Genomic DNA, 9400 nt, shown 5'->3' with positions numbered 1-9400 from the left:
GTCGCCGACGGCGTGCGCGCCATCTTCGACGACGTGCGGGCCCGGGGCGGCGCCGCCGTCGCGGACTGGGGCCTGAAGCTGGACGGCGCCGCGCCGCGCCGCATCGCCATCACCGAACGGGCCGTCTCCGAGGCCCGCGCCTCCCTGCCCCCCGCCGCCACCCGCGCCCTGCGCATCGCCGCCGAGAACATCCGCATCTTCCACGAGGCGACCAGGCCCGAGGACAGCGCCTGGGTCGAGACCCGGCCCGGCGTGCGCTCGCGCATCGCCTGGCGGCCCGTCGGTTCGGCGGGCCTCTATGTGCCCGGCGGCACCGCGCCCCTGTTCTCCTCCCTGCTCATGCTGGCCATTCCGGCGGGCGTGGCGGGGGTCGGGCGGCGCGTGGCCGTGACCCCGCCTTCGAAGGACGGCGAGCCTCACCCCGCCATGATCGTCGCCGCCGGCGAAGCGGGGCTGGACGCCCTGTGGCTGATCGGCGGGGCGCAGGCCATCGCCGCCCTGACCTTCGGCGCGATCTTCGACGACGGCGAGATCGAACCGGTCGCCAAGCTGTTCGGCCCCGGCAACGCCTGGGTGGCCGAAGCCAAGAAACAGGCTGCGGCCCTGCCCGGCGGCCCCGCCGTCGATATGCCCGCCGGACCGTCCGAACTGCTGGTCATCGCCGACCGGGACGCCGACGCCGTGGTGGCCGCCGCCGACCTGCTGAGCCAGGCCGAGCACGATCCTGACGCCCAGGTCCTGCTGGTGTCCGAAAGCCGGGGCCTGATCGACGCCGTGCTGGAAGAGGTCGAGCTGCAGCTGGAAACCCTGCCCCGCGCCGACATCGCCCGCGCTGCCCTGGCCGAGGGCCGCGCCATCCGGGTCAACAGCATCACCGAGGCCTGCGACGTCTCCAACCTGTACGGCCCGGAGCACCTGGCCATCCAGACGCTGGACGCCGACCAGTGGGTCCCGCGCATCACCGCCGCCGGCGCGGTCTTCGTCGGTCCGAACGCCGCCGAGGCCCTGGGCGACTACGCCTCCGGCCCAAGCCACGTCCTGCCCACCGACGGCGCCGCCCGTACGATGGGGGGCGTCACCACCGCCAGCTTCATGACCTCCATGTCGGTCCAGTCCGTGACTGCGGCCGGGGCCGCCGCCCTGGCCCCCGTCGCGGCGCAGCTGGCTCGGATGGAAGGGCTGGAGGCGCACGCCCGCGCCGCCGATCTGAGGTCCGGCCGATGAAGAACCTGCCCGCGCCCTTCGCGCCGCTGGTGGCCGGCGGCGAGGGTCTGGACCGCTATCCGGTCGAACCCCGCGCCCTCGCGGCTCGCATGAGCGAGATCTACGGCCTGTCTGCCGACCAAGTGCTGCCGGTGCGCGGCCTGACGCATGGGCTGGAGTTGGTGTTCCGCCTCGCGGCGCTGGACGGCCTGCGGGTCGAGGCGCCGGACGCTGAGCCCTACCGCGCTCTGGCCGCCCTCTATCGCCGTCCCATCGCCGGGGCCGGGACCGCCGCCGTCGTCCTGCGCGCGCTCGGTTCGCCGGAGGCGGTGGCCGAGATGGCCGAGCGGGTCGCCCCCGCCCTGCTGGTGGTCGACGAGGGCATGGCCGAGTACGCCGACGCCGCTTCGGCGGTCGAGGCCATCGCCGGCCACGCCAATCTGATCGTCCTGCGCAGCCTGTCGATGGCCTACGGCCTGGCCGGCGCCCGCGTCGGGGCCGCCTTGGGACAGCCTGAGGCGCTGGCGCGGCTGGCGACGGTGCTGGAGCCCTACGCTCTGCCCGAGGTTTCGGTGCGGCTGGCGCTGCAGGCGCTGGACCCGTCGCGCCTGATCGAGACGAAGGAACGGCTGGCCGCCGTGCGCCGCGAACGCGAGCGGCTGGGCAAGGCCCTGTCGCGCGAGATGACGGTCGAGCCCGGCTTCGGCCCTGTCCTGATCGCCCGCCCGTCGAACCCGGACGCGGTGCTGGCGGCCCTGACCCGCTACGGCGTCGCCGCCGAGGTCGCGGGAGAACGCCTGCGCCTGCCCGTCTCCGCCAAGGCCGAGGTCAACGACCGCCTGCTGATCGCGCTCGACCTCGCTCCGGCCAGGGCGCGGCCCAACCGCATCGGCCAGGCCGTGCGCGACACCAAGGAGACGCGCATCGTCTGCGCTGTCGATCTGGACGCGACCGCGCCCGTCGTCATCTCCACCGGCGTCGGCTTCTTCGACCACATGCTGGAGCAGATCGCCGCCCACGGGGGCTTCTCCCTGACCCTGTCGTGCGAGGGCGACCTGCACACCGATCCGCACCACACCATCGAGGACTCGGCCATCGCTCTCGGACAGGCCCTGAAACAGGCGCTGGGCGAGCGGCGCGGCATCGCCCGCTACGGCTTCGTCCTGCCCATGGACGAGGCCGAGGCCCAGGTGTCGATCGACTTGTCGGGCCGTCCCTATCCGGTGTTCGAGGGGACCTTCGACACGCCCTTCATCGGCGACTACCGCACCGATCTGACCGCCCACGTCTTCCGGTCCCTGGCCGAACACCTGGGCGCGGCGATCCATGTCTCGGTCAAGGGCGAGGACGACCACCACAAGACCGAGGCCGCCTACAAGGCCTTCGGCCGCGCCCTGCGCCAGGCCATCCGCGTCGAGGGCGAGGCCGTGCCCAGCACAAAGGGGGTGCTGTGAAGTCGGTCACCGTCCTTGCCTATGGCGCAGGCAATGTCGCCTCGGTGCAGTTCGCCCTGGAGCGGCTGGGCGCGGCGGTGCGCCTGACCAGCGATCCCGTCGATGTGGCCGAGGCCGAACGGCTGATCCTGCCCGGCGTGGGTCAGGCGGGCTATGCGATGGCCCGGCTGGACGAACTGGGCCTGACCGAGGCCGTCCGCGCCTTTCCCCGCCCCTTGCTGGGGGTCTGCCTCGGCCAGCAGCTGCTCTTCGCCGACAGCGAGGAAGGCGGCGGCACGCCCCTGCTGGACCTGATCCCCGGACGGGTTCGCAAGCTGGAGCCGGGCCCGCGCCTGCCGGTGCCGCACATGGGATGGTCCCGGCTGGACGTGACCCGGGAAGACCCGCTGCTGGAGGGGATCGGCGGCGACGCCTGGGCCTATTTCGTGCACGGCTTCGTCTGTCCCGACAGCCCCGCCACCCTCGCCCGCGCCGACTATGGCGGCGTGGTGCCCGCCGTGGTGCGCCAGGCCAACCGCTGGGGCTGCCAGTTCCACCCGGAACGTTCGGCCAAGGCCGGCGCCCGCATCCTCAAGAACTTCCTGGAGCTGACCGCGTGATCGTCTATCCGGCCATCGACCTCAGGGACGGCGTCTGCGTGCGCCTGATGCACGGCAAGTTCGATCAGGTGACCCACTATGACGACGCCCCGGCCAAGCGGCTGGCGGCGTTTCGCGCGGCGGGCGCGACCTGGGCACACATCGTCGATCTGGACGGCGCCGAGGCGGGCCGGGCCATGCAGCACGAACTGATCGGCGAACTGGCCGCCGCCATCGACATCCACATCCAGTCCGGCGGCGGCGTGCGCAGCGCGGACGACGTAGACCGCCTGCTCGGCGCGGGCGTCAGCCGGGTCGTCGTCGGCTCCCTGGCGGTCACCCGGCCCGACGAGGTGCTGAGCTGGCTGGAGCGCTTCGGCCCCGACCGCATCACCCTGGCCATCGACGTGAAGGCCGACGGCGACCGCTATGTCCCCGCGCTCAAGGGCTGGACCGAGGCGGCCGACGTGGATCTGTGGACCGCCCTGGACCGCTATCCGGTCGGCGCCGCCAAACATCTGCTGGTCACCGACGTGGGCCGCGACGGCGCCCTGACCGGGCCTCACCTCGACCTGCTGGCCGAGATCCACCAGCGGCGGCCCGACCTGTGGCTGCAAGCTTCAGGCGGGATCGCCGACCTGACCGACCTGACCGGCGCCCGCTCGGTCGGATCGTCAGGGGCCATCATCGGCCGCGCCCTGTACGAAGGCCGGTTCACCCTGGCGCAGGCGTTGGAAACCGCGCGCGCATGACCGCCCGACGCATCATCCCCTGTCTGGACGTGAAGGACGGCCGGGTCGTGAAGGGCGTCCGCTTCGAGGGCCATCGCGACATGGGCGACGCCGCCGAACTGGCCGCCCGCTATCGCGATCAGGGCGCTGACGAACTGGTCTTCTACGACATCACCGCGAGCCCGCAGGGCCGCACCCTCGACTACGGCTGGGTGCGCGACATCGCCCGCCTGCTGGACATCCCCTTCTGCGTCGCGGGCGGCATCCGCTCGGTCGATCAGGCCGCGCGCTGCCTCGACCATGGGGCGGACAAGGTGTCGATCAACTCCCCCGCCCTGGAACGCCCCGAACTGATCGCCGAAATGGCCGACCGGCTGGGGTCGCAGTGCGTTGTGGTCGGCGTGGATTCCAAGCGCGCGGGCGACGACTGGGTCGTGCACCAGTACACCGGCGACGCCGCCGCCAGCCGGGGCGCGGGCCGCCGGACCCTGGACTGGATCGTCGAGGCCCAGACGCTGGGCGCCGGCGAGATCGTGCTGAACTGCATGGACGAGGACGGGGTGCGCCAAGGCTATGACCTGACCCAGCTGGCCGCCGCCCGGTCGCGCCTGACCATCCCGCTGGTCGCCTCGGGCGGCGCCGGATCTGCCGAGCATTTCCGCGACGTCTTCGACCAGGCCGACGTGTCCGGCGCCCTGGCCGCCAGCGTCTTCCACACCGGGACCCTGCCCATCCCCGAACTGAAGGCCTTCCTGACCCGGTCGGGCGTCGAGGTGAGACCATGATCGATCCCAACACCCTGGACTTCGCCAAGGGCGGCGGCTTGATCCCCGTGGTGGTGCAGGACGCGGCCACCCTTCAGGTGCTGACCCTCGCCTATATGGACCGCGCCGCCTTCGACGAGACGGTGGACAGCGGCGAGGCGACGTTCTTTTCGCGATCGCGCGGCGGCCGCTGGCGCAAGGGCGAGACCTCCGGCGATCGGCTGTCTGTCGTCTCCATCACCGCCGACTGCGACGGCGACGCCCTGGTGCTGAAGGTCCGTCCCGTCGGCAACGCCTGCCACCTGAACCGGATCAGCTGTTTCGGCGAGGAGGATGCGCCCGGCGTGGGCCGTCTCGCCCGGCTGGAACAGACCATCGCCGTCCGCGCCGCCGCCGATCCGGCCGAGAGCTGGACCGCCCGCCTGCTGGCCGAGGGGCCCAAGCGGATCGCCCAGAAGGTCGGCGAGGAAGGGGTCGAGACCGCGCTGGCCGGCGTCGCTGGGCCGGACGAGGAACTGGCCTCCGAGGCCGCCGACCTGATCTACCACCTGCTGGTCCTGCTGCACGCCCGTGGCATGGGGCTGGAGGCGGTGCTGAAGGTGCTGGCGGCGCGGGCCGGTCACTGAGGTGTGATGGACGGCCCCGGCCCGCGAGGCTAAGCCTTTGGCCATGACGCCGATGACGCTGACCGGATTCGGGACCTGCGCGCCGCGCGAACAACGCCCCTCCACGGCGCTGGACGCGGTTTTCGGCCAGGCCCCGGGATGGACCGAGAGCCAGTTCGGGATCGCCGTCCGCGGCGTCGCCTCGCCCGACGAAACCACCTCGGCCATGGGCGCGGAAGCGGCCCGCGAGGCCCTGGCCATGGCCGGTTGGGCGCCCGACGACCTGGACGTGATCATCGGCGCCTGCGGGGTGATGGAGCAGCCCATCCCCGGGACCTCGGTGCTGATCCAGCAGGCGCTCGGCCTGGGCAAGTCCGGCATCTGGGCCTTCGACGTCAACCAGACCTGCTTGTCCTTCGTCGCCGCCCTGGACGTGGCCGCCATGGGATTCGAGACCGGCCGCTTCCGCCGCGCCCTGATCGTATCCAGCGACATCGCCTCCGCCGGTCTGGACTGGGAGGCGCCGCATGCAGCGGCCATCTTCGGCGACGGCGCGGCGGCCGTCTGCGTCGAGGCGGGCGCGGACCGGAACGGCCCCGGCCTGCTGGCGCGCGGGTTCGAGACCTATGGCGACGGCAAGGATCTGGCGACCCTGCGCTCCGGCGGCACCCGCATCCGCATCGAGCACGGGCTTGAGGCCCTGACCGAGGGCGCGCGCTTCCACCTGGACGCCTTCGGCATCTTCAAGGCCGCAGCCCGTTGCCTGCCCGACCTGGTCGACCGGGTGCTGGGCGAGGCCGGACTGACCCGCGAGACCGTCGATGTGATCGTCCCCCATCAGGCCAGCGCGCCCGGGGTCGAGCACGTGCGGCGGCTGATGGGCGGGGATCCGGCGCGGGTGATCGACATCTTCGCCGGGCGCGGCAACCAGATCGCCGCCTCCCTGCCGACCGCCCTGGCCGAAGCGCAGGCGACCGGCCTGCTGGGCTCCGGGAAGACAGTGCTGCTGCTGGGCACGGCCGCCGGCGTCAGCGCCGCCGCCGTGGTGATCCGCACATGAGCCGCCGCGCCCTCGTCACCGGCGCCACCGGCGGACTGGGCCTGGCGCTGGTCGCCGCCCTGGTCGAGGCCGGGTACGCCGTGCGCGCCTCGGGCCGCAAGCCGGAGGCGCTGGAACGGCTCAGGGCCATGGGCGCCGAGCCCTTCGGCGGCGACCTGCTGGACCAGACCGACGCCGCCTGCCGCGATATCGACGTGGTCTTCCACGCCGCCGCCCTATCCAGTCCCTGGGGACCGGATGCGGACTTCGAACTGGCCAATGTCGAGCTGACCCGGCGCCTGCTGGCGGCGGCGAGGCGAGCGGGGGTGGACGGCTTCATCTTCGTCTCCTCGCCTTCCGTCTTCGCGCGTTGGGGCGACCAGACCGGCCTGACCGAGGACAGCCCGCCCAACCCCAAGCCTCTGAACGCCTACTCCCGCACCAAGGGCGAGGCCGAGCGGCTGGTGCGCGCCGCCGATGCGCCCGGCTTCCGTACTGTCTCCCTTCGCCCCCGCGCCATCATCGGGCCGGACGATGCGGTCCTGCTGCCGCGCATCCTCAAACTGGTGAAGAAGGGCCGCTTCCCGCTGTTTCGGGGCGGCAAGGCCCTGGTCGAACTGACCGACAGCCGCGACGCCGCCCGGGCCTTCCTGCTGGCGGACCAGCATCGCGAGACCGCCGGGGGGCAGGTGGTCAACATCACCTCGGGCCGTCCCCTGCCGATCTCGGACCTGGTCCGGCGGCTGGGCGAGACACTGGGCGTCGAGGTGCGCATCGTGCCCCTGCCGCTGGCGCTGGGGCAGGTCCTGTCGGTGGCGTCCGAGGCGATCAGCCGCCTGTTGCCCGGACAGCCCGAGCCGATGCTGACGCCCTACACCCTGTCGACCCTGGCCTGGTCGCAGACCTTCGACCTCAGCGGGGCGAAGCGGCTGATCGGCTACGAGCCGCGCTATGATGCGGTCGAGACCGCCATGGCGGTAGCGCCGAAGCTGGCGGAGCGGGCATGACCCGCTGCCGGGTCCACATCCTGCGCGCCGGGGCCTGTTCGCATCCGGAGGTGATGACCCGCCGCGACGGATCGCTGAAACCCGCCGTCTTCCCGGCGCTGGCCGCCCTGATCGTCCATCCGGTCGAAGGCGCGATCCTGTTCGACACCGGCTATGATCCCGCCTTCTTCGAAGCGACGAAGGCCTTTCCGGAGGTACTCTACCGCTGGATGACCCCGGTCGACCTGCCGCCCGGCGAGACGGTGGCGGAGCAGCTTCCGGGCTTCGGCGTTCGGCCCGAGGAGGTGACGGCGGTGATCGTCTCCCACTTCCACGGCGACCATGTCGCGGGGCTGAAGCGGTTCCCCAAAGCCCGCATCTTCTGCGCGCGGGCGGGACTGGACCAGGTGCGCAGGCCGGGCCGGTTCGCCCGCGTCCGGCAGGGCGTGCTGGCCGACCTGGCCCCGGCCGACATCAACGCCCGCGCTGTCTTCTTCGAGGACCGACCGCGCCTGCCCCTGGGCCCGGACCTTTCGCCGTTCGAGGACGGCGCGGACGTGCTGGGCGACGGCTCCCTGCTGGCGGTGCAACTGCCCGGTCACTGCCCGGGCCACTGGGGCCTGGTGGTGCGGCAGGACGACGGACAGACGCGCTTCCTGATCGCCGATGCCGCCTGGTCGAGCGGGGCCGTGCGCGACAACGTCCCGCCGCCGCGCCTGACCACCGCCCTGCTGGGCCAGACCGGGCCGTGGCGCGACACCCTGACCGCCCTGCACCGGCTGTGGGACCGCAATCCCGCCCTGCTGCTGACCCCGTCGCACTGCGGCGAGGTTCCCACCGAGACGGCCCATGTCGGCGATTGATCGTCCCGCCGTGCTGCGCGCCTGGGTGGACGCGCGCTGGACCGGGTCGCGGCTGACCACGCCCGCCGCCGTCGCCGCGCGGCAGGCCCGGCTGTGGCGACAGATGACGCCCGTCATCGCCCGCACCCCGGCCGTGGCCGACCTCGCCGGCCAACCGCTGGAAGCCTTCCCCATCCTGTCGCCGCAGGCGGTGCGCGACGCCTTCGACCGCTGGAACATCCTGGGCCTGCCCCGCGCCGCCGCCGAAGCCGCGGCCCGGAGCGCCGAGACCGGCGGCTCGGGCGAGGTCGCGCCCGGCGTGGTGGCGGGCTTCTCCTCAGGGTCGTCGGGCGCGCCCGGGCTGTTCATCAGCAGCAAGGCCGAACGGGCCGCCTATCTGGGCCATATGATCGCGCGGCTGATGCCCAAGTCGGCCCTGTTCCGGAAGAAGCGGATCGCGCTCAGCCTGCGCGCCTCGTCCAAGCTGTACAGCGACGTGTCCGGGGCCGGGCCGTTCCGCTTCCTGTTCCTCGGGCTCGACGTCCCGGGCGAGGTGAAGCTGGAGCGCCTCGACGCCTTCGCGCCGCACATCCTGATCGCCCCCGCCCATGTGCTGGCCGACCTGACCCGGCGGGTGGAGGACGGCGCCCCCTGGCGGCCCGCCCGCCTGTTCTGGGGCGCCGAGCCCATGGGCGAGATCGAGCGCGACTGGATCGAGGCCACGCTGGAGAGCCGCCCGGCCCCCATCTATCAGGCCACCGAGGGCTTCCTCGGCGCGCCCTGCGTGCACGGGACCCTGCACCTGAACGAGGACGTGCTGATCGTCGAGCGCGAGCCCGTGCCGGGCACCAACCGCTTCCTGCCCATCATCACCGACCTGCGCCGTACGACCCAGCCGATGATCCGGCTGCGCCTTCCCGACCTGCTGGAGCCGCTGTCCGCCCCCTGCCCCTGCGGCTCGGCCCGGACGGCGATCCGGCCGGTGGAAGGCCGGCTGGAAGACCTGTGGCGCTGGGGCGGGATCGCCGTGCCGCCGCGCGCGGTGGAGGAGACGCTCAGCGCCGCCCTGGGGCCCGCCGAGGACTGGCGCGCCGTCGCCGGGCCGTCCCGTGTCGTGGTCGAGGCCGCGCCGGATCGGGTCGATGCAGCGGCGGAGGCCCTGCGCGCCCTGCTGGCGGAGCGCGGCGTGGCCGTCCCG

The 9400-nt window shown here is 73.0% G+C and carries 10 protein-coding genes; all 10 read left to right on the top strand.

Annotated elements, in window-relative coordinates; translation table 11 throughout:
• On the top strand, positions 1–1224 hold a 1224-nt coding region (gene hisD, locus Q0C81_RS11335; RefSeq protein ID WP_291837672.1), incomplete at its 5' end, for a histidinol dehydrogenase.
• Entirely contained in the window at positions 1221–2657 is a 1437-nt protein-coding gene (hisB, locus tag Q0C81_RS11330; RefSeq protein WP_291837669.1) for an imidazoleglycerol-phosphate dehydratase HisB, read from the top strand. The genes hisD and hisB, both read left to right, overlap by 4 nt.
• The gene (gene hisH, locus Q0C81_RS11325; protein ID WP_291837666.1) at positions 2654–3256 is read left to right on the top strand and encodes an imidazole glycerol phosphate synthase subunit HisH; all 603 of its coding nucleotides are present in this window, start codon (positions 2654–2656) and stop codon (positions 3254–3256) included. Before hisB ends, hisH begins: the two co-directional genes overlap by 4 nt.
• Positions 3253–3987, top strand: a complete 735-nt coding sequence (locus Q0C81_RS11320; protein WP_291837664.1) for a 1-(5-phosphoribosyl)-5-[(5-phosphoribosylamino)methylideneamino] imidazole-4-carboxamide isomerase — start codon at positions 3253–3255, stop codon at positions 3985–3987. The genes hisH and Q0C81_RS11320 overlap by 4 nt, the downstream gene beginning before the upstream one ends.
• Positions 3984–4751 (top strand): imidazole glycerol phosphate synthase subunit HisF, encoded by a 768-nt coding sequence (gene hisF / locus Q0C81_RS11315; RefSeq protein ID WP_291837661.1) that lies wholly within the window; start codon positions 3984–3986, stop codon positions 4749–4751. Before Q0C81_RS11320 ends, hisF begins: the two co-directional genes overlap by 4 nt.
• On the top strand, positions 4748–5356 hold the full coding sequence (gene hisIE / locus Q0C81_RS11310) for a bifunctional phosphoribosyl-AMP cyclohydrolase/phosphoribosyl-ATP diphosphatase HisIE (protein WP_291837659.1): 609 nt from the start codon (positions 4748–4750) through the stop codon (positions 5354–5356). The genes hisF and hisIE overlap by 4 nt, the downstream gene beginning before the upstream one ends.
• A gap of 43 nt (positions 5357–5399) precedes the next feature.
• Positions 5400–6395 (top strand): 3-oxoacyl-[acyl-carrier-protein] synthase III C-terminal domain-containing protein, encoded by a 996-nt coding sequence (locus Q0C81_RS11305; RefSeq protein ID WP_291837657.1) that lies wholly within the window; start codon positions 5400–5402, stop codon positions 6393–6395.
• Positions 6392–7381 carry an NAD(P)-dependent oxidoreductase gene (locus Q0C81_RS11300; RefSeq protein WP_291837654.1) on the top strand — a complete coding sequence of 330 codons (990 nt, stop codon included), beginning with the start codon at positions 6392–6394 and terminating at the stop codon, positions 7379–7381. The genes Q0C81_RS11305 and Q0C81_RS11300 overlap by 4 nt, the downstream gene beginning before the upstream one ends.
• A complete protein-coding gene (locus tag Q0C81_RS11295) occupies positions 7378–8223 on the top strand; it encodes an MBL fold metallo-hydrolase (RefSeq protein WP_291837651.1) in 846 nt (281 codons plus the stop codon). The genes Q0C81_RS11300 and Q0C81_RS11295 overlap by 4 nt, the downstream gene beginning before the upstream one ends.
• On the top strand, positions 8210–9400 hold a 1191-nt coding region (locus tag Q0C81_RS11290), incomplete at its 3' end, for a hypothetical protein (protein WP_291837648.1). The genes Q0C81_RS11295 and Q0C81_RS11290, both read left to right, overlap by 14 nt.

Source organism: Brevundimonas sp. (assembly GCF_023259385.1).
Taxonomy (GTDB): domain Bacteria; phylum Pseudomonadota; class Alphaproteobacteria; order Caulobacterales; family Caulobacteraceae; genus Brevundimonas.
Note: the sequence above shows the minus strand (reverse complement) of the source record. Positions and strands in the feature narration are given on the sequence as shown.